Origin of the sequence: Chitinophaga polysaccharea (assembly GCF_007829335.1) — a bacterium.
Classification (GTDB): domain Bacteria; phylum Bacteroidota; class Bacteroidia; order Chitinophagales; family Chitinophagaceae; genus Chitinophaga; species Chitinophaga polysaccharea_B.
In genome coordinates, this window is record NZ_VIWO01000008.1 from 281,692 (window position 1) to 307,077 (window position 25,386).

Consider the following 25,386-nt stretch of genomic DNA (forward strand, 5'->3'; position numbering starts at 1 on the left):
ACTGATTAATTTCCTACCCTCGCCATGCGATCGACAAATCGTATCTTTGCCCCGATGGATGCATACATACACATACCGCAAAATGAACTCATAGAAGCCATAGACTACCTCTGGTATCATGAGGCGCCGGCTATTAAACTACATTGCTATACCATCCCTTTTCTACACCAGGAACTGATCATCAATTTCGGTGACCATTTTGCCGTTACTGGTCCGCAGCAACAACTACATTACGACCAACAGGGAATGGCATCTGCTGTATTGCCAGGGCCCATCACCACTCATGCACAGGGAAAATATAAAGCCCTGGGCATCATGTTGAAACCTTTTGGGCTGTACCGTCTATGTGGCCTGTCGGCCGCCGCCCTACAGGAACGCCCGCTCTCCCTGCCTGATATCTGGGGCGCATCCGCGCTTACATTGTTACAGGAGCTGGACACCGTGCTAACACCGGCAGACAAGCTGCTGATTATGGAAAAATTCCTGCTCAAAAAGGCGCGGCCTCAATCAATTCCCGAAGAAGTGATGGCTCTGCAAACGCCATTCACATTGCAGAAAGGGCATATCAAATCCAACATTTCAGATAAACTGATTTCTTCCAAAAAATATATCCATACCTGTAATACCATATTGGGAATGGCGCCCAAAAAATATACGCACCTTGGGCTGGTCAATACCGCGGTAGCACAGATAGCTGCACACCCCAACAGGCCGCTGACAGATATTGCCTATGATAATGGATTTTATGACCAGGCACATTTTATCCGGGTGTTTAAAACATTTGCAGGCATTACGCCGTCAGCCTTCCGGAAGGCGGTAAAGCAGCAACAAATACACGATAAGATGCCCAATACCATTTTCCTCTCATAAAAAACCCCGCTGTAAGCAGCAGGGTTGTTTACCATTCGACCGGGTTCAGACAAACAATCACCATCAGCTTTTGCTGATAAAGTTTAACGGCAGTGTTCTGAACGGCACCCACTCCGCAATTTTTTTAATGTCGTACGCTATTGACTCCAGGCGGGCATCCACCTGGTCAAACCGGCGTTCAAACTTTTCTTCCATCGTATCCATCCGGATGTCCATAGCGTCGAAACGCTTATCCATGGTATCCAAACGGACATCCATGGCGTCGAGGCGAACATCAATGCCTTCCAGGCGAACGTCGATAGCATCGAGACGAACATCGACAGCATCCAGTCGTGCATCAATAACGTCCAGGCGCTTATCGATTACATCCAGGCGTACCTCAATAGTATCCAGCCGCTTGTTAACTCCCTCGAGAGAATTGCCTATAAATAGTAAACCTTCATTAACTATATCAAATTTTCCCAAAATCTCCAGTAAAGCTTGTGTTTCCATATATTTCAGAAAATTTAGTGCGCCGAAATTACCACCTAAACAAACGTCCCGCTTGAATCTTAACAGATATTTTTTATCGCACTATTATTTTATACGATAATTTATCAATGTGATTTTTCAGCATCGATAACGGGAAATTTTGTACAATTTTAAACCCTCACTTATCTCCACCTTTGTATAAAAAAAGATGAAGCAAGTAAAAGTTTACACGGCGATGAGCCTGGATGGATTTGTGGCCGACAAAGCAGGAAAAATTGACTGGCTGCTGGGGTTTCCTAATCCGGAAGGTACTGATTATGGTTACGCAGATTTCTTTGCAACGATCGATACCACGCTGATTGGTCATACTACCTATAAAGACATTCTGGCGATGGGCGATTTTCCTTACACAGAAAAAACCAATTATGTTTTTACAAGAGATCGGAGCCTGAGTACTGCACCTTATGTAACATTTGTCAGCGAAAATATCATCGACTTTGTACGGGAGCTAAAAGCCGGAACGGGTAAGGACATATGGCTGGCAGGCGGCGGGCAGTTGAATGGGGCATTGTTGGCAGAAAATCTTATTGATGAAATGATCCTGCATGTTATTCCTATTGTATTGGGCGATGGCATTCCTGCTTTCGGTGGTATTCCGATGGAAAAGGTTTTCCAGTTTACAGCAGCCAAACCATACAGCAGCGGCGTGCTGGAACTACACTACAAAAAATAACCGTATACGCTGTGAGGATACGGGCATCCTCACAGCGTATACCATTATCTTCCCACCATCTGTGCCACTCCTTGTCCAAATGACCAATCGGGCAATTCGTTCTCCACTAATATAATCACCACATCATTTTCGCTCACCGGCGTAGTAGCTGCAATGCGGCTGGCAATACTTTTATAAAGCGCCTGTTTCATTTCCACGGTTCTGCCTGAGCGGGCTGTAATCCGTATGTAAATGAGGTTGTTCGAATGGGGCACATCAAAATAGCTGTCGGGATACAACAAATCTTCCGGTTGCATCACATGAATCACCTGGAAATAATCTTTTTCCGGGATGAGGAAATGCGTCATGAGGCCCTGGTGTATGGCCATGGAAATATCTTTTTTATTGGCCGGAGAGAGATGGGCTCCCACATAGATCTGTACGAAAGGCATATTTTATTTTTTAATGATGATAGGAGGCTGACCTTTTTTCAACAGGTAAACAGCTACAAAAGAAGCCGGTTGATCGGCATATGCATTTTTAAATTGTGTAATCTCTTGTCCCGCTATTTCGCGGAAGGCATCGCCGGCATGTAACAGAACAGCCGCCGCTCCGGCAGGCTGGTAGATGATTCCGCCTGATACTATATAGCCGTATACTTCCCCTGGATGATGATGCACGGGAGCGCCCTGCCCAGGCGCCAGGGTGATCTGGTCCATTCTTACTTCTTCTACGGGGAAAGCGGGTAAGTCTTGCTGCAATAGCTGCTTACGCACAGGGGCAGTTTGTGCGGCAGCGGCTCCCGCTGATAATACGGCCATGGCTACTAATAATTTTTTCATGGGAAATGATTTCATCACAAACTTAAGCAGCTTTCATACATTTGCAATATTGAAACATTTAACCTGTTACTTTAATAAAATTAAACTATGACTACCGATCTGCTGGACCTGGATCTGTTGCGCACGTTTGTGCTGGCGGTTGACCTGAACAGCTTTGCCAGGGCGGCCGACCAGGTAGCCCGCTCCCAATCGGCCGTAAGTCTGCAAATGCAGCGGCTGGAAGAAATAACCGGGCATCAGCTGTTTATTAAACAGGGCCGGGGCTGGCAGTTAACAGCCAGCGGCGACCTGCTGCTCGGCTATGCCAGGCAGTTGCTCGATATCAACCAGCAGGCCGTGGCCGCCCTCAGTGCTACGCAGATTGCAGGCAAAGTGCGGCTGGGCATACCAGCCGACTTTGCAGAAACTGGGTTACCTACTGTACTGGCACGCTTTGCAGCCGTACACCCTCATATGGAAATTGAAGTAACCATCGACCGCCAGGCTCCCCTGGCCCAGCAACTGGAAAGTGGAAAGCTGGATGTGATTATTTCCTTCGGAAAAACAATACCCGAAAACGCTATCCCCATTGGTTCACTCCCTGTCCAATGGATTGGCAGCAGTCAGCATATCGCCATTACCCGGCAGGATCCCCTTCCCTTACTTTTATTTGAAGCACCCTGCCTCTTTCGCAAAATAGGACTCAATGCGCTCGAAAAAATAAACCGCTCCTGGCGACCTGCACTCACCAGCGGCAGCCTGGCTGGTATGTGGGCGGCTGCCCAGGCAGGACTGGGCATTACCATCCGCACGGCCATGGGCCTGCCAACGGGATGCACCGTACTCAACGGTACCTCCGGCCTGCCTTCCCTTCCGGATGTGGAAGTATTTATGCTTACCTACAAAAAATCGCCTTCAAAAGCGGTAAAGAGATTGATAGAGATCCTGCATGAAACAATAGCAATAAGCATAAAGCAGAAAGCGTAAAGCAAAAAGCTATTGTAGAGGATGATCAAAGCGATTTTCATACCCGCTAAGGTTATCCTCTACAATAGCTTTTTGCTTTACGCTTTCTGCTTTATGCTTTACAAAACTATCTCCTGCACGCCTGAAAAAATCATGTCTTCTACCCCCGCTACTTTTAACCCGATACGGGCAAACACTGATTTCTGCGCAGGCACCACATCTGGTATATCCAGCTGCAGGCTTACGTTAGCCGGGTCTGTGATAGCCGATCCTGATTTCTCCACGGTCTTGATACTGTTACGTCCATCTACAAACTGGTTCTTACAAACATAAAGCGCTACTTTTTCCACATTCCTGGCATTCGCATCGGTAATAATCTTATCAATGCGGAAGGTGGCGGTCAGCGAACGCCCGGTGTTGGTGAATTTGGGCGTACGGATCATATAGTAAGGCATTACTTCTATGTCCTGCTTTATATTGCCGGAAACATTCAGCAACATGGTATCTGTGCCTGTTCCTTTATCGGGTATGGAGCGGAATGGCCCCTGCGAAGCCGGAATAATCAGTTTGTAACCGGCATTAAACAGTAATGCTGAAAAACTACCATCCTGGCTTACATTCACATTTATCGCCGTACTTTTTCCCCAGCCGGGTTCCCACAGTTCAAAATACACATCATTGTAGCTTACATTCACAGGTTCCCCCTGGTATACCAATCTACCGCTGAAGGTGCTGGCCGGCGCCGGGTAATTATCTTTCTTACAGGAAGCAATACCTGCTACCAACGCAACAAACAGTATGCTTCTAACTATTATCTTCATCTTTATTTGTTTTATTGGTTAGGATTCTTTACTATTTTTGGGTTATTATTCCGGATATCATCCCCTATGGAGCTGTAGTAATTTCCCATCCGGAATTTATGAGCCGAAGTAACCGCGCCGGGTAATACTTGTTTAAAGATATATTTCCCATTATTCGGGCCTCCCGGATCATACACTTTATATGGCCATAACGCAAATACGCGGGTACTTATAGCTTCAGGATCACCGGGGTTGGCAGTAAGTGCTGCGCTTTCACCATTCCATACTTTATGGGCCAGGCGCCAGCGCTTCATATCCCAGAACTCATGCCCTTCGAAGGCCAGTTCTACTTTCCTTTCATGTACAATGCGGCCAAAGGTGATATCACCGGGTGTAAGCGGAATAGTAAATCCAGCTCTTCCCCTCACCTGGTTGATGTAACCGGCGGCAACGTCTGCCTGTCCCAGTTCAAATGCGGCTTCTGCGGCATTCAGCAATACTTCTGCGTACCGATAACGGATCCACCACACTTCGCTCTGGGTACCGATACGACCCGAACCTACAGTAGGATCCATGTACTTCCTGACAATAAAACCAGATTGGGCGCTGAACTCCAGGTTGTTTACCGGGCCATCATATCCTACTACCTGCACGTCTGGTCCATTAGGCTCCAGCTTACCTTTTGCGCCAAAGTTATCCCCGGTTACGATGCTGCCGTTATTACGGATGTATCCTGCCCAGATATCTACCGGCTTATCTTTAAAGGATGACCCGGGCAGTATAACTGTAGCGGCTAAACGCGGATCTCTATTGGCAAACAGGTCCTGCGGGTCGCTGTAGTACCTGTAGCCACCACCGGGAGCATTAATGGGTAACGGTGCAAAGGTATTATCCAGCAGCTCGAACGACTGCACCAGGTTCAGCGAAGGATTGAGGCGCCCACCTTGCTGCTCTTCTGCATTGGAGCGGGGCTGGCTCCACAGCGTCCATCCTTGTACCCTACCACTTTGCAGCTTGTAATCCTTTGCAAAAATTACTTCCGGATTAGCGCCTTTGTCTATAAAGAGACTGATAAAATTCTGTGTCAGGTTATCACTGTTTTTCTTATACAGTGAATAACTACCACTGTTGATCAGCTCCTGGGCCGTTTTCAGCGCAATCGTATAGTAGGAATTGGCTTTGGCAGCAGGAATACCTACCTCTCCGCCAGGCAGCGACACTTCCGGTGTGGTAGCGCCATACTTCGCAATGGAGGCGGCATAGAGGGCTGCCCTGACTTTGGTAGCCAGCGCCAGGCCTACTGTTACACGCGTTTTGCTGATCGGGCTGGACGGAACGTATTTCTTCACGGTATCCATCTCACTAAGCACAAAATCATAAATATCAGATTCCTTTGCCCTGGCATGCTGTAGATAGGCAGGATCTCCTTTATAATCATACTGCAAGGGCTCCAGGATCAATGGCACACCACCCAGTCTTTTCACTTCTTCGAAATACACCACCGCCCGCAGGTACCGCGCTTCTGCAATGAAGCGGTCTTTTACGTCCTGCTTCAGCTTTACGGAAGTAGCGCATTTGGCAATAAATGTATTCAGCTCGCGGATATAAGCATAGTCCCAGTAGGTAATCTCACCACGGTCCTTTACCATCATACCGGGAAACACATAGTCATACTCGCTGGCACCATGTCGCCAGTACTGGCCATTTTCAGAGGCGAAGGCTTCGTCAAAGCGGGCAAACTCCGCCCAATTATCAATGGTCTGTGTTACCATAGAAGGGATAGAAGAATTATTATAATCGGTCTGTCGATCGGGATAACGATCGTATAAATCGGCCAGTACTGACAATATCAACCCTTCATCGTTCCACAGCTGCTCGTCCTGCAATACATCTGTAGGTGGTACATCCAAGAACTCTTTATCCTTATTACACCCTACATTCAATGCGAGTACGACCAGTCCTATATATAGCAAACTCTTTTTCATAACTCATTATATTTATTACTTAAAAAGTAAGGTTCAGGCCCACGTTGATCAACTTATTCTGTGGATACTGTAACCCGTTTTCATCTGCAATCTCAGGTTCTATACCCAGGGATTTCACGTTGTCAATTGAAAACAGGTTATAGGTATTTACATATACCCTGGTCTTCTTGATTTTTACCCTGTCCAGTAAATGCTGTGGCAGCGTATACCCCAGTTCCAATGTTCTTAATCTTACATAACGCACATTGTGCAGCCAGAAAGTAGACGGCTTATTGTAGTTGCTGTGGTCGCCCCGGTTAAACCGCAACGGAGGGTTCTTTCCCGGGATCCATTTGCTGTTCACATCGAAAGGATCTTCGCGGTGCCAGCGATCGTCGTAGAACTGACGAAGCAGGTTACCGCCATTCTGGAATGGCCAGCGCATTTCCCAGTTCTGGTTGTAGGAATACATTGCGCCACCGGAGAAATCGGCTGCAAAGTCGAAACCATTCCATCTTACGCCCAGGTTAAAACCGAAGTTAACGGTAGGATTGCCGGTGGTTTGATAACCAATAGGACGCATATCCCGGTCGTCGATCACATTATCACCATTCACGTCTTTGTAAATAATATCGCCGGGCAACAGGGTTTTATTTCCCTGGCCATCTACGTTAACAGGATACTTACTGATTTCTTCCTGCGACTGGAACTGCCCGATGGCCTCATACCCCCAGTAAATATTGTTCCACCTGTTTTCCTGGGAATTCCGGTAATGATCCCAGGAGTTACCCCACACGGGCTTATAAGATTCCAGGAAACGGCTCCTGGAATAAGAAACGTTACCTCCTACAACAAAATTTACCTTCCTGATATTGGAGGTATAGGCAATGGAAAACTCACCTCCTTTCTGCGCATCGCTGTTTACGTTTTCATCCGGCAGGTTGTAGCCAATTTCACTGGGCACCAGCACATCGTACTTGCGGCCACGCAGCCCGGAACGCTTACGGTTAAACCAGTCGATAGAGCCATATACTTTACCATTCCACAGCTGGTAGTCTATACCTATGTCCGCAATCTTACTTACAAACCACGACAGACGGTTATTAGGCACTCCCTTATCGCGGGAGCCCCTGATCACGGTACCATCCAGTATAACGGTAGAAGTACCGTAAGTATAACCAGGCATATAGTCATACGCGCCAATACCAATATCATCATCTCCCAGCTCACCATAGGAAGCGCGGAGTTTCAATTCTGTCAGCACAGCACTTCCGCCCATCCAGCGTTTGAAGAACTGTTCCTCTGTTAGTCGCCATCCGGCAGAAACAGATGGGAAGAAACCCCATCTTTTATCCGGCGAAAACTTCCAGGAACCGTCGTAACGGCCGGCAAGTTCCAAGAAATATTTATCGCTGAAAGCGTAATTGAAGCGGCCAATATAACCCACGCGGGCCTCGCTCCAGTCTTTGTCGTTATAGGTGTCCATATCGGAGAACTGCAGCAATGGCAACAGGTTGCTTTTAGGTACTGCGTGTACCCATACATCCAGCTCCCGGCGCTTAATGCGCTCAGACACCACGGTAGCGCCGATGGTATGTCTGCCGAAAGTATTGTTATAGTTAATTTGCCCCTGCACTACGTTTTCCAATACTTTGTGTGTACCCCTCTCCCGCCATGGATTGGAGCTTCCCCCGGTACGCAGGTAGGTATCTGTTTGCGGCTGGTAAGTATACGTATCATACGTATATTCGTGTCCGTTCATCAGCTTATCTGCAAAGTAGTACGAGTACATACCTTTCAGCGTCAGTCCTTTGACAGGTGTTTCATAAGAGGCGTTGAAGTTGGTTTGCAACACCCGCCAGTCTTCCGTCCAGTAGCCGGAGATGGCTTTGGTTTGCACGGCCCAGTTCTCTGTATTATGACCTATATCATTTGGGTAAAGTGGGTTATCGTTGGCGTAAGGCCGCTCTGTAGGGCGGTTGCGGAATAAGGCGAAACGTGGAGCCCAGTAGTCATCGCCACCAGGTACGCCGGGATTATCCCTTTCTTCAATACGCCCGTTGATCTGTACGCCTACTTTGATCCGTTTGGCAACCTTGGCGTCCACATTACTTTGTATGTTGGTACGGTTGAAGTCGAACTCTCTGCCCAGCACAGATTTCTGATCCAGGCGGGTAACGGACAAATAGTAGTTAATATTTTCTGTTCCCCCGGTGGCATTTATGTTTACAGCATACTGAGGCGCATTTTTTTTGATGATAAAATCATACCAGTCGAAGCTGCGGTAGCCTTTTTCTGTACCGGCTTTCCACTTGTCCAGTTCTGCCTGGGTAATATCGGTATGCGGGTTCTCCGCATTCATTTCTGCGTCGGCCTTGGCCAGCATCCACTCGTAGGCGTTTACTGTTTTGGGGAAGCGCGACCAGTTTTGCCACCCTGTATAGGCGTCTACGTTAATGGTATTGCTACCGGCCTTTCCTCTTTTAGTGGTAACCACCACTACGCCATTGGCCGCTCTCACCCCGTAGATGGCTGCGGAAGCGTCTTTCAGCACAGAAATACTTTCAATGTCATTGGGGGAGATGTTGTTAAACTGACCGGCATCCTTCTGGATACCATCAATCACATACAATACGTTTCCGAAGTTACGCACCTGGATATTGGCGCTGGCGCCGGGGCGGCCATCGGGCATACGAAAACTCACGCCGGGTATTTTACCCGCCAGTGTAGCGCTCACCGTGGACGCATGTACCCGCTCCAGGTCTTTGCTGGTAACGCCGGAAATGGCGCCTGTGACTGATTCTTTTTTCTGGGTACCATATCCTACCACAATCACTTCTCCTAATCCCTTACTATCTGTTTCCAGTTTTACATGCTGTACATTTTTGTCGCCCGCGGGCATCTCCTGTTTGACGTAACCTACGTAAGAAAAAACCAGTATGGCATTTTTGTCGGGCACCGACAGGCTGAAAGCACCGTTAGCATCGGTGGAAGTGCCTTTGGACGTGCCTTTTACACTTACCGTAACGCCAACCAGGGCCATGCCCTTGTCATCTGTTACTTTACCGGAAACAATGATATCTGCCGGAGCAGCGTGGCCCGTAAGGGCGCAGAAGAGCAGTAATACCGACAGTAACGGGCATAGCCCGGCCAGTATTACCCTCCGCATGGGAATGCGGATACGTAATCGCTTTTTCATAACATTATTTTTGTGTGGTTTATTGGATTATCAGTTTTTCATAACTGTCAGTTTTGGTTGATCTTTCAAATAATTACTTAACAACGGGAAATGCTACGATTCTTACCTTGGTACATCCATACGGTACCAGGCTGATGGTTTCTTCCTGCTCGTTTACACGACCTTTATAAATACCATTTCTATCTGTTACGGGTTGCGGCGCTACATCATCCACCAGCTTCCATTCCGGGATCTTCTTCCCTGTGGCGGTAATGGTTACAGGGGCATGCTCCAGGTTCCAGACAAACTGGTCAGTTACTGATTGCACCTGCGTTATCTTCAGGTATTGTGCGGGTGATTGAATAATTTTTTCCGGGAGACCGTAGTTCCAGTCATTTGTAGGATATACACTGAAATAATCCCCTTCCGCTTCATCATGCCCTTTTTCCCAGCGCTCTCCTAACTTTAACGCATATACGATAGGACCTCTTTCCACGGCACGTGAATTACGGCCCCAGTTGGAGGTACGCACCTGCATGGGCAATTGCAGGATTACCTGGTCGCCGTTGCGCCAATTGCGCTGCAGGGTAATTACCTGGCCGCCTTTTTCACTACGTACTTTCTCGCCGTTAATCATCACCACCGCTTCTTCGCACCAGGCGGGGATACGCAGTTGTAAAGGAAATGCTACCGCCTGTGACATCGCCAGGTCGAAACGTACCTGTTCATCAAAAGGGTAAGCGGTTACTTCTTTAATCGTTACGGCAGTATTTGTTTTTCCTACTTTAGCCGTTACTTCATTGGGACTGTAAGTAAGTGCGGCCAGGCCATTACCGGCGGTGCTGTACCACAGGTGGGAAGCGAATTTCGTCCAGCCCTGGTGCATATTGGCCAGGCAGCAGGTATAACCGCTTTTCATGCCCAACACATTATTCATCTCCCGGTCAAATGGCAGGGAAAAATTAAATACGCCCCTTTTGATATTGACCTGGTTGGCCATCTGGAAATACTGCTTATTGTTGTAGTCGTCGGTGGTTTGCGTTGGCAAGGCATTAAAGGTCATTCGCTCCAGCGCCTCCATATAAAGGGGGTCGCCGGTGATACCGATAATTTCTTCCAGGGAGAACATAGATTCTACGATGGCGCATAGCTCAGTTCCCTGCGTAGGGGCGTTACCGTGCAGGTCTTCATCAGCAGAAAAAATACCCATGGGCAATCCGTGCAGGTACATCAGGTCGGCGAAACCGGTGTGCAGGTCCTGCAGGTACTTCTTGTTGCCGGTACGCTGATAATCCAGCGCAGGCGCCTTGAGTCCCATCCCCACATTTACGCCGTGGCGGCGCATCCAGTGCTGGTCGTTTTGTTGGGCAGCGGCGTCTATCACCCAACTGCGACTGCCCAGCCAGTCGCTCCAGGCAAATGCCTGCGATTGCAGCAGGTTCGCCAATTCCAGCAGTTGCTTGTCTTTAGTGATCCCGTACAGCCATTGTGCGATCATTACATTCTCTGCCCCCCGGGAAGTAGCCCATTCGGTCCATTTACCCAACGGACATTTTTTCAATGCCTGTAGCTGGTAATTAAAGTACCGCGTCATAAAAGATAAAACGCGGGTATCATTTGTCGCCGTATAATACTGTTGTATTACTTTTAGCATCACCATCTTCGGCCACCAATCTTCGCCCTCGTCGGCGTTACTCACGTTGATGGTTACACTACCAGACCGCTCCACATTGGTAACCGGCCCAAAATATCCGGAAGGCCGCTGGTGTTGCAAGGTCCAGTCAATATATCTTTTTACTTTCTGCTGCAGGGCTTTGTCGTCCAGCAGGTACGCCAGGGGCACGGCGCCATCAAGCCAGTAAGGCGTTTCTTCCCATCCATCGCCTTTTCCGCCCAGCCAGCCATTGTCTTGCTTTACCTTATTGTATACCTCATCCAGGTGGCCGGTGCTGCCGTCGCGCATGATTTGCAGCTGATGCCGCAACCATCCCTGGGGCTTGATAGCGCCCAGCGGTAGCGGGCGGTATACAGGCGCTACAAACGACGAGGTGTCTGCACTGGTAACCGGCGGATGCGATGCATCCGCCGGTGTTATTCCCACAGAAAAAACAGAAAGAATCAATAAACCAAACTTCTTTCGTTGTTCCATTATCAGGGTTTTAAGGTTACCAGTGCCGGGTTATATAATTTCTGATGTACCTGTTTCAGTTGTTCAACCGGCACCTTCTGCACTTTACGGTCGTAGGTCATTAAACCGTTGATCTCTACTTCCACATCGGTGGTCTGCGTATATACAGCGGCCGACAGTCCTTGTTTGATCAGTGTTTCCAGGCGATCGGTAAATCCACTGTAACGTTTAAACAGGTCGTTGGCATTCTTAAAGCTCTGGTAACCCCAGTTATCTTTTTGTTGCCATACGTGCCCATCTACCGGCAATCCCAGTCCCCCGAACTCACCCAGCACAATAGCGCGCTTGTCGCCATAAACAGCCGGATCCGGCATAGCTGGCTCAGGGTAATTATGCAGGTCGATGATAGGTCCTACAGGGTAGAAGTTACCACCGCTGGCAGTATTCACCAGGCGGGAAGGATCTTTCTGCATGGTCCACTGGGCAATGTCCATCGTTTTAAACTGGCCCCAGGCTTCGTTGAATGGGGTCCATACTACGATAGACGGATAGTTGTACAGGTGGTCAATAATAGCGTTCCATTCTTTCCGGTAGTAGCCTTCCGATTCGGGCGAGCGATGCTGATCGCTAGCGCGGTCGATAATACCGGGACGCGGTTCCCAGCCATTACCCAGGTCACCGCTGGGCATATCCTGCCATACCAGCATACCTAACTGATCGCAGTAATAATACCAGCGGGCAGGTTCTACTTTGATATGTTTACGGATCATGTTAAAGCCCATGGCTTTGGTTTGCACGATATCGTATTTCAGGGCTTCATCTGTAGGCGCGGTATATAAGCCGTCGGGCCACCAGCCCTGGTCTAGCGGGCCAAACTGGAATACGAAGCGGTTATTCAGCAACATACGTTGAATACCATTGGCATCTTTACCGATAGAAGATTTGCGCATGGCAAAATAACTCTTCACTTCGTCTATTACTTTTCCTTTACGCGTTACCGTTAGTTTGAGATCATACAGGAAAGGTGATGCTGGTGACCACAGTTTAGGCGACGCAATTTTCAGCACGGCATTGTCGCCGTTGATCACTTGCTCGGCAACTTTATTGGCGCCGTCGAAAGCAGCCACTGTTATTACATCCCCGGCTTTTGCATTGGCTACATTGGGTGTTACGGTAAGCGTTTGCTGATCAATATCCGGTGTTTGGCGGGTACCGGCAATATAAGTATCTGCTACAGCTTCTATCCATACCGTTTGCCAGATACCGGTTACAGGCGTATACCAGATGCCTTCTGGTTTTACTACTTGTTTACCTCTTGGCTGCGGGCCTTCATTGGTGGGGTCCCATACCCGCACTACAATGTCTTGTTTGCCTTTTTTAACCAGGGAGGTAATATCCAGTGTAAATGGATCAAAGCCACCTTCATGCTGACCGGCTTCCTGTCCGTTCACATATACGGTAGTACGCCAGTCGGAGGCACCAAAATGCAGCAATATTTTCTTTCCCTGCATAGTGCCGGGTAAGGTAAGCGAGGTATTATACCAGAGTTCATTGTCTTTACCTACGTTGCGGCCTACACCTGACAAAGCCGATTCCACGGCGAAAGGCACCAGTATCTTTCCATCCCAGGCGGCGGGTTTTTCCTTTCCTTTTGGTTGAATGGCATAATTCCACAGGCCATTCAGGTTTTTCCAGTTGCCTCTTACCAGCTGTGGACGTGGATATTCCGGCAGAGTAGCGGCAGTTGATACCTGTTCACTCCAGGGCGTGGCAATTTTACCAGCCACCATTTTCCATTCCTGCTGAGCGTTGGCGGCGTTCCACCCCAACCCTAATGCCAGCGCAAAAAATAGGTACGTCTTTTTCATATGTATACTTATCGTGATTTTATTCTCCGGAAGGTCTTTTTACAGGTGTATTTATTTTCACGGGCTCTCCAAAATCCGGGCGTCCATCGGGTCGCCAGGTAATCTGCTGTATACGCGGATTACGTGCGCCTCCGCAGCCTTGTCCTGCTTTTGAATTGGCATGATAAATAATCCAGTCTTCGCGCCCGTCTACTGATTTAAAAAAACCATTATGCCCTGGTGCGAACGCGCCATTTTCCGGTTTGCTTTTCAGCACGGGTTCAGGCGATTTGGTCCAATTGCCGGGTTGTAAAGGATCTGCATTTTTTTTCAGGGTCATGATACCCAGCGTATAATTTTCTGTCCAGCATCCGCAGGCAGAAAATACCAGGAATACATCCCCCTGGTTATTCTTTAGTATTTCCGGGCCTTCATTCACCCCGTTTTGCTCCCAGGCATACCGGGGAGCCGCTATTTCCACCCGCGGTGATGCCAGGGTCCAGGGGGTTGACATCCGGGCGATATAGAGGCGCTGTACATTATCTTTACCATTATGTCCGCTCCAGATAAAATAACGCTGGCGCCGATACGTAAACACCGTTCCGTCTATCGCAAAATAGTCGGCGGCAGTATCTTTTATTTGTCCCCGGTCAGTCCAGGTGCCAGCAGTAGGATCTTCCGCCGTATTCTCCAATACAAAGGTGTGCTGGGGATGGATACTGTCTGAAGATCCTGCAGTATAATATAAATACCATTTATTGTCGAGCCAGTGCAGTTCCGGCGCCCATACATCCCGCACATTCGGCCCTTTGCGGGGCGGCGTCCATACGACCACTTCCGGGGCTTTGCCCAGTTCAGACATCCGCGCGGTTTTACGGATCACCAGGTTATGCCCGGTGGTATGCAGGTAATAGTAATATCCCTTATGTTGTATCACCCAGGGATCGGGACCACTACCCAACAGTGGGTTGGTGAATTCCCCGGTGGTATCAGCTGCGGCAGCCCTGCAAACACCGGCGATCATTAATAAACATAGCAGGGAAAGTAGCTGGCATACTCTCATAACATGGACATTTAGCAACTGCGTTATTTAAGTGTAAAAATCACGCTTAAACACTTCCTCAAAGAAAGCATTTCCCTGGTTTTTCCGGGCGTCTGTTTATCTCAATTTTTATCTCTTTTGTATCATTTTAGCTTTTAACGGAAAAAACTATAGTTTTAAGCCTCACCAGTTACTTAAATATACATGCCTAAAGGCTATCGCTATATCTTTTTCCTGCTGTTGCTGGCGGTCATCAAAACATACGGACAGGCCGAAAGCTTTGTGCATTACCAGGTGGAAAACGGCCTGTCGCATAATGCCGTGATCTGTACATTACAAGATAAGCAAGGCTTTATGTGGTTTGGCACCATGTACGGGCTCAACCGCTTCGATGGCTATACGTTCCGTGTATTCCAACGTACTGAAAAGCCCGGGGGACTGGGCGCCAACTTCATCCTCAGCCTTTTTGAAGACGATAACGGGCTGTTGTATGTAGGCTCCGACCGGGGCGTATTTGTATATAATCCTCGTACCGAACAATTCCGGGAACTGGATAAAAGAACGAATGGTGATATACATGCCATCACAAAAGACAAACAGGGAAACATATGGATTACCTCTTCGGGGCGCCTTTTCCGCTATTGGCCGGCCACCGATAGTTTATATGCTATACCAACGCCGCTTAATATTTCTTCCATCTGCATTAACAGCGATAACCAGTTATGGGTAAGCAGTATCGATGGTAAGGTAGCCGTTTATGAACCGGCTAAAAAAAACTTCAACACCTTCGATGTATTTTCCCACTCCCCTGCGGTAAACAGCAACTGGATTTCCAAGATTGCCGCCATCGGGAAAGATTCCCTGTGGATCTGTACCACTACCCAGGGCATGAAACTATTTGACACCCGCACGCATACTTACCAGGACTTCTTCATTATTTCTCCCGAAAAAACAGAAATATATGCCAGGGACATCATTTGCCGCCAGCCCGGTGAATATTGGGTAGCTACCGAATCTGGCATTTATGTTTATCATCTCCCTGGTAATAAAGTAGTGAACCTGAGAAAGCGATACAATGATCCTTACTCTGTATCAGACAACGCCGTGTATAGTTTGTGCAAAGATAAAGAAGGCGGTATATGGGCGGGTACTTACTTTGGCGGGGTTAACTACTTCCCGCATCAATATACTTCCTTCGAAAAATTCTTTCCCAAAACCGGTGAAGCGTCGCTCGGAGGCAATGCCGTCAGGGAAATTCATAACGATCAATATGGCCATCTGTGGATAGGTACCGAAGATGGAGGGCTCAATAAATTTACACCGGCTACCGGCGATTTTGTAAATATTAAACCCGTGCCGCCTCCTGCGGTGGGCTTATCACATACCAACATCCACGGCTTACTGGTTACGGGCGACTCCCTCTGGATAGGCACTTTCGAACATGGACTGGATATTATGGATATCCGCAGCGGGAAATTTATCCGGCATTATGCTGCTGGTCCCGGTCCCCACCAGTTGCACAGTAACTTCATTCATTCCATGTTGCAAACCCGCGATGGGCAAATACTCATTGCCACCACGCGCGGGCTATACCAGTATAACCGCCAGCGTGACGATATAGACCCCGTGCCCGAAGTACCCGATTATATGTTTTATGTATCCATCTTTGAAGATCATGCCGGCACCATCTGGCTGGGCACGGTGAGAGATGGATTATATTATTACAACCGGCATACCGGCAAAAAAGGTCTTTACCTGCATGATCCGGCTAATAGCCGGAGTTTGAGCAATAACCGTGTAAACCGGATTTTTGAAGACAGCCAGCATCGGCTATGGCTGGCTACAGACGATGGCCTCGATCTCTTCCATCCCGAAAGCGGGCAGTTTACCACCTACTCCACGCGTCATGGATTTCTCAGTAACATGATTTTTGGTATGCTGGAAGATAAGAGCGGGCATCTGTGGGTAACCACCTCAAAAGGACTCGCTTGTTTTTCTCCTAAAACCGCAAGTGCAGTGGTATTTACACAAGCTAACGGACTATTGAACGACCAGTTTAACTACAACTCTGCCTACCAGGATAGTAGCGGTAATATGTACTTTGGCAGTGTAAAAGGCATGATCCGTTTTAATCCTGATCACTTTCTGCGCAACAATTTCCAGGCACCGGTATATATTACCGGCTTCCAGGTGTATAACAAAGAAGCACAGGTAGGCGATGTGTTAAAAAAATCGATTGCCTATACCGATACCATCGTATTGTCGCACGACCAATCATCGTTTAGCATTGACTTTGCAGCACTCAGCTATACTTCTCCTGAAATGACGGCTTACGCCTATAAGATGGAGGGACTGGATAAAGACTGGACCTTGCTGGCAACCAACCGCAAAGCGTATTTTACACGATTGGCGCCGGGTAATTACCATTTCATGGTAAAAGCAGCCAACAGTAGCGGCAATTGGAGCGTATCGCCGCGGATATTGTTTATAAAAATACTCCCCCCCTTTTGGGCCAGCTACTGGGCTTACGCCGCCTACCTGTTATTATTGGGCGCTATGATATACGCTATGATATCCTGGTACCATCAGCGGGCGTTGCAAAAGCAAAAGCGGCAGATGGAGTTGCTGGAACATGAAAAAGAGAAGGAAATATACCAGGCAAAAATAGAATTCTTTACCCACCTGGCCCATGAAATACGTACGCCACTCACCCTTATCAAAGGCCCTATGGAAAAGGTGATCCGTAAGTCGGAAGAGGTACCGCCCATCCAGAAAAATCTGCGGATTATGGAGCGAAATACCGACCGGCTACTGGAGCTCACCAACCAGTTGCTGGATTTCCGCAAAACAGAGATCAATGGTTTTAGTCTCAGTTTTGTACATACCAACATTTCTGAACTGCTGAAAGAAAACCACCTGCGTTTTACCCCGGCGGCGGAGCAAAAAAATATTCGTTTTAAAATAGAATTATCATCGCTCCACTTCTTTGCTTATGTAGATGCAGCCGCATTACAAAAAATACTGGACAACCTGGTGAACAACGCCATCAAATATGCGGCTACCCGCGCATCCTTACACCTGTTGCCAGTAAGCCCAACAGATACTACCTTTACCATTCTGGTAAAGAATGATGGGTATATTATTCCTCCGGAGATGAGAGAAAAAATATTCGAGCCGTTTTTCCGGGCTAAGGCCACGGAGGCGCAATCCGGCACCGGGCTTGGGTTATCATTATCAAAGTCGCTCACCCTGCTCCATAAAGGCAGCCTGGAGCTGCTGCCCACAGAAGCGGGACTCAACATTTTTTCCCTTACCTTACCTATTCACCAGGAGATAGAATTTAATTTGAGTACATGGAAAACAAACCGTTAATATTACTGGTTGACGATAATGAAGAAATACTGTCCTTCATTGCCGATGACCTGGAAGATAAATATAAAATAGCCACGGCCCTGAACGGTGCCGCTGCCCTGGAACTATTACAGGAGCAACCGGTACAGCTGGTGATCAGCGATGTAATGATGCCGGTAATAGATGGTTTTGAATTGTGCCGTATTATTAAATCGCGGGTAGAGTCGAGCCATATCCCCGTGATACTGCTCACCGCCCGCAACACCATGCAGTCAAAGATAGAAGGACTGGAGCTGGGCGCCGATGCGTATATTGAAAAACCTTTTTCACCGGAATTTCTACAGGCACAAATAGCCAGTTTGCTGAGCAACCGGCATAAAATAAAAGCCTACTATGCCAGCACGCCACTGGTACACCTGAGAAGCATGGCGTACAACAACGCCGACGAGCAATTCCTGGAGAAGCTGAACGACCAGATTAATCAACATCTCACCGATAGCCACCTCGATGTGGAACAACTGGCCGACCTGATGAATATGAGCCGCCCTACCTTTTATCGAAAAATAAAAGCTATTTCAGATCTCACCCCGCATGAGCTGATTAATATTGCGAGGCTCAAAAAGGCGGCGTCATTATTATCTACCGGCGCCTATAAAATCAACGAAGTAGCGGAGCTGTGCGGCTTTGCATCGGTGACAAATTTTGGTAAGAATTTTCAAAAACAATTCGGGATACTACCTTCCCGCTATGTAGCACAAATACTATCAGAAAAAGGACAGTAGCGAAATTTTTTCGCGAAAAAATTCAGTACTTTTGCTGAAAGCTGCATCTGTAAACCTATTGCAGCGATTTCCATTCCCATAAAATCAAATTGTTACCTGATTTATCAACAGTTAACCTTTCGATTTTTATGGAGATTAAACCTATCTTTATTCCCATCACTCATGGTAATTCCGATGGATTGTATTCGATGCATTATTTAAACTCATCCTGTAGTGAGTATAACTGCACCATGAATTTTTGGCGAAACAGATATTCATTATCTGCCTTTTTTGAGCACAATATCGCTGATCTTGAAAGCGGTTTTTGGGGAAACATCAGTATTAAAGATGCCGTTGATACCACTATTGATGAGGCGGATGTATTTGAAACAACGCTTGTCCGCTATTGCAATGACAGAACACGTAACCTGGAGTATATCTTTCAACCATTGTTTAACAGTGAGTACCGTCTAATTTCGCTTCAAAAAAGCAAAGCGAAATTACGGAGAAGTTGGCTGAGATTATATGCATTACGATTGGACAGGAATTGTTTCATTATTACCGGTGGCAGTATCAAGTTGACGCACAATATGGATGCCTCACATCTGCAAAAAGAGCTAGTAAAACTGGAAACCACGAAAACATTCCTGCAATCGAAAAATATTTTATTTCCTGAAGATTTAAATCCAATGTCATGAACGAATTAAGAAAAAAACTAAATGAACTAACTGCTGGTGATGATGGCAAAGAATCCGTGGAGTTCTTTGCCCGGGTAGCCTTCCGGGAAGCCAATAAAGACTGGCTGGTAAAATCTGGAGACATCATCATGACGGTTATCGCCGTGATGTCGAAGTTAAAACTTACACCGGCTGACATGGCAAAACGGATGAATATCTCTGAAGAGGAAATGTATAAAATACTCCGGGGCGATGAAAACATGACCCTGCAAACAATTGTGCGCATGGAGAAAGTATTTGGCATCGACCTTATCAAAGTGGTCAAATCTTCGGTCGCAGTTAAAGCCGTTGAAAGGAAGCATTTCCAGCTCTCCTGATGACCGCAGAAGCCCGCCCGTAAAACATATACCCTATCGTTTTTCTACCACTGTTACCGTTTGTTACCAAAACTTTGTCTTGATTCCCCGCAGGAAAAACGATATATTAGCAATCATTCAAAGATCCGGAAACTGGCATCTGACACATATGTGCGCTGATTTTTCATCGCCATAAACGTACAACACACGAACCTTAAATCGATTTTTACTGTATGCATCTACCATCATTGATCATTGACCTGGCATTAATTTTAGGAGCGGCGGGAGTTATTACTTTATTATTCAGAAGGCTGAAACAGCCGATGGTGCTAGGGTATATTATCGCGGGATTCATTGTAGGTCCGAACTTTCATTTATTTCCTACCATCGGGGATGCGGCGGGAATAAAAACCTGGTCGGAGATAGGCGTTATTTTCCTCCTGTTTTCCCTGGGGCTGGAATTCAGTTTCAAAAAGCTGATGCGGGTAGGAGGCACCGCCACCATCACCGCATTTGTAGAAATAGCCTGTATTACCGTGGCCGGATATTTTACCGGTCAACTCATGGGCTGGGGATTTATGGACAGCCTTTTCCTGGGAGGATTGCTGGCCAGTTCTTCTACTACCATCATTATACGTGCTTTTGAAGAATTGGGTATCAAGAAAAAATCCTTTACCAAAATCGTATTCGGCGTACTGGTAATAGAAGACATTGTGGTGATCCTCATGATGGTATTACTGTCTACTATGGCGGTAAGCCGCCAGTTTGAAGGCACCGAAATGCTTTTTACCATCGGTAAGCTCATGTTTTTCCTGGCCATCTGGTTCCTGGCAGGTATCTTCCTGTTGCCTACCTTCCTGAAAAAGATGGAGCGCCATATGAATGGCGAAACATTATTAATACTCAGCATTGCACTTTGCCTTGGCATGGTAATCCTGGCCACCAAAGTGGGATTTTCAGCAGAATTGGGCGCATTTATCATGGGTTCTATCATTGCCGAAACCACGTCGTCCGAAAAAGTTGAACACCTGATACAGCCAGTAAAGGATTTATTTGGCGCTATCTTTTTTGTATCGGTAGGGATGCTCATCAACCCGGAAATGATCGTGGAATACCGGTGGCCGGTGCTATGGATCACGTTATTAACATTAAGCGGGAAGTTCCTGAGTACTACACTGGGCGCCCTCTTATCCGGCCAGCCACTGAAACAGGCGGTGCAGGTGGGTATGAGCATGGCACAGGTGGGAGAATTTGCCTTTATCATTGCCACGCTGGGGCTAAGCCTCGGCGTAACCAGCGAGTTCCTGTTCCCCGTAGCCGTGGGCGTTTCAGCGGTTACTACCTTTACCACCCCTTATATGATTAAGTTTTCCCTGCCGCTATACAACTGGCTGGAAAAGATCATCCCCTCCCGCTGGCTGGATGCGCTGAACCGGTATAGCGCCAGTTCACAAACCTTACAGGCCGAAAGCGACTGGCGGATCGTATTACGCAGCTATGTAAGGGTGATTGTGCTCAACAGTGTGATTATGCTGGCTATTATCCTGCTCAACACTTATTACATTGGCCCATTTGTGCTGAAGTACCTGCACAATACTTTCTGGGCGCGGCTGGTATGCGTGATCATTGGCATTGCCATGATGTCGCCTTTTATCTGGGCACTGATGGTGCAAAAAATATCCAGTATCTCTTACAAGGCGCTGTGGCTCGACTCTAAATATAACCATGGCCCATTAGTAGTGGTGGAAGTGGTACGTAATACTGTGGCCGTATTGCTCGTGGGCTTCCTGGTAAATCAATATTTCCCGTTCTGGCAGGCACTCTTAGGCACAGGTATGGTACTGGCCTGCGTGCTGCTGGTGCTACGCTCCCAATTGCAGAAATATTATAGCCGTATAGAAAAACGTTTCCTCGCTAACCTCAACGCCCGGGAAGATGCAGATGCTGCCGCTAAAAAAAAGGCCGCCGCCGACCTGCTGCCCTGGGATGCCCAGGTATCAGAAATTGAAATCGATCCCTGGTCGGAGTTGGTAGACAAACCATTGATAGAACTGGAACTGCGGGAAAAATATGGCATCAATGTAGGCGCCATCAAAAGAGGAAATGTTACTATTTACGCACCTACCCGTGACGAGAAACTTTATCCACATGATGTGATTACCGCCATTGGCACAGAAGCCCAGCTGGAAGAATTTAACCGGGTGGTAACTTCCCTTAACATAGAAAGAAGCGATGATGTAGCTGATGAAAATATCGGTTTAACCAGCCTCGTGGTGGATGAACACAACGGTCTGAAAGGCCAGACTATCCGCAATTCCGGCATCCGGGAAAAAACGAAAGCCCTGGTGGTAGGCATTGCCCGTGGTGGGGAAAAGATCCTGAACCCGGCCTCTGAAACCGTATTTGAATGGGAAGATGTAGTGTGGCTGGTAGGCAACCGAAAAAAAATCCTGGAGTTTTCCAGGAGTAAGGATAAATGATAACCACAAAAAGTGACGGGTGAATGCCCATCACTTTTTGTTTATGCTTTTTGTAAAAACGCTCTTAACACATATTGGAGGATACCGCCATGGCGATAGTATTCGATTTCTATCGCTGAGTTCAATTTACATTTTACTTTAAATGTAACCGGGTCGCCCGATGCCGGGGTAGCCGTTACCGTTAATTCTTCTCCCGGTGTAAGCCCATCAGTAATACCATGGATAGTAAACAATTCCGTACCGGACAATTGCAGCGTAGCTGCGTTTTCGTTCTCCAGGTATTGCAGCGGCAGCACCCCCATTCCTACGAGGTTGCTGCGGTGAATACGTTCATAACTCTCTGCGATCACCGCTTTTACACCGAGCAGATTAGTTCCCTTGGCGGCCCAGTCGCGGGAAGAACCGCTACCATATTCCTTTCCAGCCAATATAATAAGCGGTATTTTGTTGGCGGCGTATTGCATAGCTGCTTCATAAACAGGCAACACCGTTCCGGTAGGTATGATAGTGGTAAAGCCGCCTTCCTTCGGCGATAATTCGTTTTTAATACGCACGTTGGCAAAGGTGCCACGAATCATTACTTCATGGTTACCGCGCCGGGAACCGTAAGAATTAAACAAGCGCGGATCAATACCCCGATCCAACAGGTATTTACCAGCGGGCGTATCTGATTTAAAAGAACCTGCAGGAGAAATGTGATCCGTAGTCACCGAATCACCCAGTTTCAATAAAACGCGGGCGCCATTGATATCTTCCGGTGCAGCCGGTTGTGCCGGCAATCCATTAAAGAAAGGCGCTTCCCGGATATAGGTTGAGTCCTGGCTCCAGTGATAGTCCTTTCCCGAAGGCGCCAGCAACCCACGCCACTGCTCATCGCCATCAAAAATAACCCGGTATACATCTTCAAAATCTTCCCTTTTCACGGCGGCAGCTACAGCTTCATTAATTTCTTCCTGGGTAGGCCAGATATCCCGCAGGTATACCGGTTCCCCGTTAGGATCGTAGCCCAATGGAGCTGTCAGCATATCCACATCTACACGGCCGGCAATGGCGTAAGCCACTACCAGCAGAGGTGAGGCCAGAAAGTTCATCTTTACCTGCGGATGCACCCGGGCCTCAAAGTTCCGGTTGCCCGATAATACCGAAGCTACCACCAGGTTGCCTTTGTCTACCGCCTCTGCAATGTGTGGTGGCAACGGACCACTGTTACCTATACACGAAGTACAGCCATATCCAACAATATGAAAACGCAGCGCTTCCAGTTCGGCCAGCAAACCGGAACGCTTCAGGTATTCGGTTACCACTCTCGATCCCGGCGCCAGGCTGGTTTTTACCCAGGGTTTTACATACAATCCCCGGCTGATCGCTTTCCGTGCCACCAGGCCGGCACCTATCATTACGCTGGGATTGGACGTGTTGGTACAACTGGTAATAGCGGCAATTGTGATGGCGCCATCGCTTAATACGTATTCCTCGTTTTTCAGCTTAATACGTACCGACTTCAGGTAATCCAGTTCCACCGCCACCTCTTCTGTTTGCTTCTGTATCTCGTAGGTAAACGCGGTACCGGAGCCTCCTTCCGCCAACCAGGCCGTATCGCGGCGTTTGCCTTCCGGTGTATACATGCGTTTGAATTCTTTATTGAGCAACGTTTCAAACTCGTTGTGCAGATCCCGCACCAGGATACGGTCCTGCGGGCGCTTAGGCCCCGCTACGGCAGATTGTATCTGCCCAAGGTCCAGCTCCACGATATCAGAATAGGTGATCTGCTCATTGCCATACCGCCAGAGCATATTGTCTTTGCAGTAAGATTCCACCTGTGCAATCTCGGGCTCCGGGCGATTGGTACGCCGCATATATTGCAAGGTTTGCTGATCAATTGGAAAGTAGGTAACGGTACAGCCAAATTCGGGCGACATATTGGAGATGGTAGCACGGTCGGGTACCGATAAGTGATCCAGGCCATCGCCAAATACTTCCACAAACTTATCCACCACACCATATTTACGCAATAGCTGGGTAATGGCTAATACCATGTCGGTAGCAGTTACGCCTTCGGTCAGGCGCCCGGTGAGCTTTAACCCGATTACCTGGGGACAGGAAAAATAAATGGGTTGACCCAATATAGCCGCTTCTGCTTCTATACCACCTACGCCCCAGCCCAATACGCCGATACCGTTTACCATGGGCGTATGAGAATCGGTACCCACCAGGGTGTCGGGAAACAGCCAGCCATCGCGGCTGATCACACCTTTGGCCAGGTACTCCAGGTTTACCTGGTGACAAATGCCCATGCCGGGAGGCACCACCGTAAAATTATCGAAAGCCTGTTGCGCCCATTTCAGCAGCTGATAACGTTCTTTATTACGCTCATATTCATAGGCCACATTTTTTGTATAGGAATAATCGGTACCGAAAAAATCTACTTGTACGGAGTGATCTACGACCAGGTCGACCGGGATAGCCGGGTTAATTTTGGCGCCGTCCTTTCCTTTGCGGATCACTTCCGCCCGGATAGAAGCGATGTCTACTACAGCGGCTACGCCGGTGAAGTCCTGCATCAGTACCCGTGCAGGTTTAAAGGGAATTTCCTTGTCGGTGCCTCCCGGCTCCCAATTCACCAGGGTGTCGAGATGCTCATCAGTGATAGCAAAGTTGTCGTGGTTCCTTAATACATTTTCCAATAGAATCCTGATAGAAAAAGGCAGACGGGAAATTTGCCGTCCTTCCTTTTCCAGTTTGCTGAGAGAAGCGATACTAGGCTGCATAGTGAGAAATTGTTTTATAGAAACAATACCGCTGGTAATTTGTTTATCAAAAATCACCGCGAAAGGCAGAAAGCTGTCGCACTGAAATACTGGCAACAGCGGGTAACATTACACTATAAATATACCTTATTATAAATGGTTTGTGATGGGTTCATCAGAAAATAACCCTGCTATCGCGATGCATGGCGGAAGCC

18 protein-coding genes are annotated in these 25,386 nt (G+C 47.8%); 8 read left to right on the forward strand and 10 right to left on the reverse strand.

Translation table 11 applies throughout. From position 1 onward, the window contains the following. The first annotated feature begins 24 nt into the window (after window positions 1–24). Window positions 25–870, forward strand: coding sequence for a helix-turn-helix domain-containing protein (locus FHW36_RS24655; RefSeq protein WP_145673103.1), 846 nt, complete (start codon window positions 25–27; stop codon window positions 868–870). A gap of 63 nt (window positions 871–933) precedes the next feature. Here the strand turns inward: FHW36_RS24655 and FHW36_RS24660 are convergent, their stop codons facing one another. Further along, window positions 934–1,362, reverse strand: a complete 429-nt coding sequence (locus FHW36_RS24660) for a hypothetical protein (RefSeq protein ID WP_145673105.1) — start codon at window positions 1,360–1,362, stop codon at window positions 934–936. Window positions 1,363–1,549: 187 nt separating this feature from the next. Here FHW36_RS24660 and FHW36_RS24665 point away from each other — a divergent pair, with 187 nt between their 5' ends. After that, window positions 1,550–2,074 (forward strand): dihydrofolate reductase family protein, encoded by a 525-nt coding sequence (locus FHW36_RS24665; RefSeq protein WP_145673107.1) that lies wholly within the window; start codon window positions 1,550–1,552, stop codon window positions 2,072–2,074. Between the two features lie 44 nt (window positions 2,075–2,118). Here FHW36_RS24665 and FHW36_RS24670 read toward each other — a convergent pair whose 3' ends face one another. After that, window positions 2,119–2,505 carry a tautomerase family protein gene (locus FHW36_RS24670; RefSeq protein ID WP_145673108.1) on the reverse strand — a complete coding sequence of 129 codons (387 nt, stop codon included), beginning with the start codon at window positions 2,503–2,505 and terminating at the stop codon, window positions 2,119–2,121. Window positions 2,506–2,508: 3 nt separating this feature from the next. After that, complete coding sequence (locus tag FHW36_RS24675; RefSeq protein ID WP_186452587.1) at window positions 2,509–2,895, reverse strand: cupin domain-containing protein; 387 nt, start codon at window positions 2,893–2,895, stop codon at window positions 2,509–2,511. A gap of 87 nt (window positions 2,896–2,982) precedes the next feature. On the opposite strand from FHW36_RS24675, the gene FHW36_RS24680 reads away from it, so the two are divergent. Next, window positions 2,983–3,861, forward strand: coding sequence for a LysR substrate-binding domain-containing protein (locus FHW36_RS24680; RefSeq protein ID WP_145673112.1), 879 nt, complete (start codon window positions 2,983–2,985; stop codon window positions 3,859–3,861). A 98-nt stretch (window positions 3,862–3,959) separates the two neighbouring features. Here FHW36_RS24680 and FHW36_RS24685 read toward each other — a convergent pair whose 3' ends face one another. The 6 genes from FHW36_RS24685 to FHW36_RS24710 form a co-directional block, all read right to left on the reverse strand. Continuing rightward, entirely contained in the window at window positions 3,960–4,661 is a 702-nt protein-coding gene (locus FHW36_RS24685) for a DUF3823 domain-containing protein (protein WP_145673113.1), read from the reverse strand. Window positions 4,662–4,672: 11 nt separating this feature from the next. Then, window positions 4,673–6,625 carry a RagB/SusD family nutrient uptake outer membrane protein gene (locus FHW36_RS24690; protein ID WP_145673115.1) on the reverse strand — a complete coding sequence of 651 codons (1,953 nt, stop codon included), beginning with the start codon at window positions 6,623–6,625 and terminating at the stop codon, window positions 4,673–4,675. 19 nt (window positions 6,626–6,644) lie between these two features. Further along, window positions 6,645–9,803, reverse strand: a complete 3,159-nt coding sequence (locus tag FHW36_RS24695) for a SusC/RagA family TonB-linked outer membrane protein (RefSeq protein ID WP_145673117.1) — start codon at window positions 9,801–9,803, stop codon at window positions 6,645–6,647. Between the two features lie 73 nt (window positions 9,804–9,876). Then, window positions 9,877–11,931, reverse strand: a complete 2,055-nt coding sequence (locus FHW36_RS24700; protein ID WP_145673119.1) for a beta-L-arabinofuranosidase domain-containing protein — start codon at window positions 11,929–11,931, stop codon at window positions 9,877–9,879. A gap of 2 nt (window positions 11,932–11,933) precedes the next feature. Beyond that, on the reverse strand, window positions 11,934–13,778 hold the full coding sequence (locus FHW36_RS24705) for a glycoside hydrolase family 2 protein (protein ID WP_145673121.1): 1,845 nt from the start codon (window positions 13,776–13,778) through the stop codon (window positions 11,934–11,936). 19 nt (window positions 13,779–13,797) lie between these two features. After that, entirely contained in the window at window positions 13,798–14,820 is a 1,023-nt protein-coding gene (locus FHW36_RS24710) for a glycoside hydrolase family 43 protein (protein WP_145673123.1), read from the reverse strand. A gap of 183 nt (window positions 14,821–15,003) precedes the next feature. On the opposite strand from FHW36_RS24710, the gene FHW36_RS24715 reads away from it, so the two are divergent. From FHW36_RS24715 to FHW36_RS24735, 5 genes are all read left to right on the forward strand, one after another. Beyond that, window positions 15,004–18,171, forward strand: a complete 3,168-nt coding sequence (locus FHW36_RS24715) for a ligand-binding sensor domain-containing protein (RefSeq protein ID WP_145673125.1) — start codon at window positions 15,004–15,006, stop codon at window positions 18,169–18,171. Further along, window positions 18,153–18,932 carry a response regulator transcription factor gene (locus FHW36_RS24720; RefSeq protein ID WP_145673130.1) on the forward strand — a complete coding sequence of 260 codons (780 nt, stop codon included), beginning with the start codon at window positions 18,153–18,155 and terminating at the stop codon, window positions 18,930–18,932. Before FHW36_RS24715 ends, FHW36_RS24720 begins: the two co-directional genes overlap by 19 nt. A gap of 128 nt (window positions 18,933–19,060) precedes the next feature. Next, window positions 19,061–19,609, forward strand: a complete 549-nt coding sequence (locus FHW36_RS24725; RefSeq protein ID WP_145673132.1) for a hypothetical protein — start codon at window positions 19,061–19,063, stop codon at window positions 19,607–19,609. Continuing rightward, window positions 19,606–19,965: a helix-turn-helix domain-containing protein gene (locus tag FHW36_RS24730; RefSeq protein ID WP_145673135.1), complete on the forward strand. Its 360-nt coding sequence runs from the start codon at window positions 19,606–19,608 to the stop codon at window positions 19,963–19,965. The genes FHW36_RS24725 and FHW36_RS24730 overlap by 4 nt, the downstream gene beginning before the upstream one ends. 212 nt (window positions 19,966–20,177) lie before the next feature. Next, window positions 20,178–22,424, forward strand: a complete 2,247-nt coding sequence (locus FHW36_RS24735) for a cation:proton antiporter (RefSeq protein ID WP_145673138.1) — start codon at window positions 20,178–20,180, stop codon at window positions 22,422–22,424. Window positions 22,425–22,465: 41 nt separating this feature from the next. Here the strand turns inward: FHW36_RS24735 and acnA are convergent, their stop codons facing one another. Further along, the gene (gene acnA / locus FHW36_RS24740; RefSeq protein WP_145673140.1) at window positions 22,466–25,192 is read right to left on the reverse strand and encodes an aconitate hydratase AcnA; all 2,727 of its coding nucleotides are present in this window, start codon (window positions 25,190–25,192) and stop codon (window positions 22,466–22,468) included. Window positions 25,193–25,386 lie beyond the last annotated feature (194 nt).